We start from the raw sequence: 2071 nt of genomic DNA on the forward strand, positions 1-2071 counted from the left end.
TCACTCCGCTGGCTAGGCGGATGGAATGTTAGATCTCGCACTTCGAATAGATCATCAAGCGGCCCTCATAGAACTTCGGAGCGCCGTCGCGCGCCTGGAGCGTGGGACGGTTGTGACGGAGGGCGAGACCATCTCCCTCTGCCCACCCATCGACCGGCTACTGCCTGCCGGGGGCTTGGCCCGCGGGGCTTTCCACGAGGTATTGGCTGCGGACACCGGCGCCGCCACGGGCTTTTGCGCGTTTGTCCTCGGCAAGACGGCGGGACCGGTCATCTGGATTGGCGCCGAGCCGGACATCTGGCCTGCAGGTGTTGCGGAATTTGGTCTCTCGCAGAGGGATCTCATTTTCATTGCCGCCAAGCGCGCCAAGGACGCCCTTTGGGCCTTCGAAGAAGCGCTGAGATCACCGGGCGTGGCGGGCGCCGCCATCGTTCTCGAGGGGCCGGCACCCGACCTGATCGCTGCCCGGCGACTTCAGCTCGCGGCTGAACTTGGTGGCGGCATCGGCTTGCTCATCTTGCCCGACACGGATCTCGTGCCGCCTTCCGCCGCCAGGAGCCGTTGGCGGGTCCGAGCCGCTAAAGCCGATCCGTCCGACAACCCCTCCTGGCGTCTCGATCTCTTGCGTGCCTCCGGCGGACGACCCGCGGCTTGGACGGTCGTCTGGGATCGGCAAAAGCAGGCGCTCGTCTCGGCGTGCGACTTAGGCCAAGAGCCAGAGCCGGCTGGGCTTGGCGCCGCATGAAGCGCCGACGCTTTCTCGTTCTGTATCTGCCGCGAGTTGCGACCGACCGCATCCGGCAGAAGGAGCCGGAGCTTGCCGGCGTCCCCATTGCGGCCTGGGACACCCAGGGCAACCGTCGCTTGCTGACGAGCGTCGATGCGCCCGGCACCACGCTGCACGTGGGACAAGCCCTCGCGGACGCGCAGGCGATGCATCCCGAATTGGTGCTGCGCCCAGCCAATCCTGACGCGGACAGGGCGTTTCTGGAGCGTCTGGCTCTTTGGGCTGTCCGGTTCACGCCGATCGTCGCAGTCGATCCTCCGGACGGTCTGGTGCTGGACGTGACCGGCTGCACCGAGCTCTTTGGTGGCGAAGCGGCCTTGTTGCGCCAAGTCAGCGACAGCCTCCAGCGTGGTGGGATCGCTGCCCAAGCCGTCATCGCGGGCATTGCGGAGGCCGCTGCTGCCTTGGCGCGCGCCGGGCATCACGCCCGGCTTGTCGCGGCCGGAGATGAGATCGCCGCCGTCGCGCCCCTGCCACTCGGCGCGCTGCGGCTGTCGCAGGACTGTATCACCAGCCTGCACCGTCTCGGCTTGCAGCAGATCGGCGAACTCCTGCGCCAGCCCCGCGGCCCGCTGTCGCGCCGCTTCGGCCGCCCTTTGATGGATGTGCTCGACGGGCTGACGGGTGATCGCCCCCGCTCACTCTTGCCCGTTCGGCCGCCGCCGGTCTTCGTGCAAGCCGTCAACTTCCTGGAGCCGATCGTGACCCGGCCGGCGATCGATCGCGCCTTGGATGCGTTGCTCGAGCCACTGTGCCGCACCTTGGCGGAGGCCGGTCAGGGCGCGCGGGAAGTGACCCTGCGCGCCTTCCGGATCGATCGCGAGGTGCAAGAAATCATCATCGGGACGGGTCTGCCGACGCGTGTCCCTGCCCATCTTCGCCGCCTCTTCGCGAATGAGTTGGAGCGTCTGCAGCCTGATCTTGGCTTCGAGCGCATGACGCTCGAGGCTGGCATCACCAATGACATGGCCGGCTCTCAAAACACGATGGCCACGGGTGGACCAGCGGAGGCCGCTCGGGCCGAGGCCTTGGCGCAGTTGCTTGACCGTCTGTCGCAGCGACTGCCGGTCTGGCGTCTTGCCCCTGGCGAAAGTCATTGGCCCGAACGTTCAGCGGTGCGCGTCGGACCCTTCGAGGCCGTGCCCGATGCGCCGCGTCGCTCGCAACTGCCAGCACCCGTGCGCCTTCTAAAACGGCCCACCCCGCTCATGGTCATGGCCATGGTGCCTGACGGACCGCCGGTGCAACTGCGGCTGAACGGTGCTGTCCAGCAGATTGCCTGGT

At 67.4% G+C, this 2071-nt stretch carries 2 protein-coding genes; both read left to right on the forward strand.

The window, feature by feature from the left end; all coding sequences use genetic code 11:
* Positions 1-25: 25 nt before the first annotated feature.
* Positions 26-745 carry an ImuA family protein gene (locus GSQ92_RS26425; RefSeq protein WP_159014567.1) on the forward strand — a complete coding sequence of 240 codons (720 nt, stop codon included), beginning with the start codon at positions 26-28 and terminating at the stop codon, positions 743-745.
* Positions 742-2071: DNA polymerase Y family protein (locus GSQ92_RS26430; protein WP_216856984.1), on the forward strand; the 1330-nt coding region annotated here is incomplete at its 3' end. The genes GSQ92_RS26425 and GSQ92_RS26430, both read left to right, overlap by 4 nt.

Source organism: Acidisoma sp. S159, assembly GCF_009766125.1.
Classification (GTDB): Bacteria; Pseudomonadota; Alphaproteobacteria; order Acetobacterales; family Acetobacteraceae; genus Acidisoma.